At 52.1% G+C, this 217-nt stretch carries 1 protein-coding gene; it reads left to right on the forward strand.

The window, feature by feature from the left end; translation table 11 throughout:
- Positions 1–217: hypothetical protein (locus M1B78_RS18670; RefSeq protein WP_257941520.1), on the forward strand; the 217-nt coding region annotated here is incomplete at both ends.

The following is a 217-nucleotide window of genomic DNA, read 5'->3' on the forward strand; positions in this document are numbered from 1 at the left end:
CTGTTTTTCGCCACGTCATCATGTCCGGCAAGATATTCCAGGTGGATGACATCACCGGCGAGGCTTTCCGGGTGCCATTGTTCAAAGGGACGTGGCAGAAGGGTGAGAAGTATGCCTATTACGATGAGGTGACGCATAACGGCAGCTCCTGGATATGTGTAAACGAGAAAGGCACGTCTACAGAACCGGCAGACGGTAATGCCGACTGGCTGAAATA

The sequence above is a fragment of the Bacteroides muris (ex Fokt et al. 2023) genome, from assembly GCF_024704895.1.
Classification (GTDB): Bacteria; Bacteroidota; Bacteroidia; order Bacteroidales; family Bacteroidaceae; genus Bacteroides; species Bacteroides muris.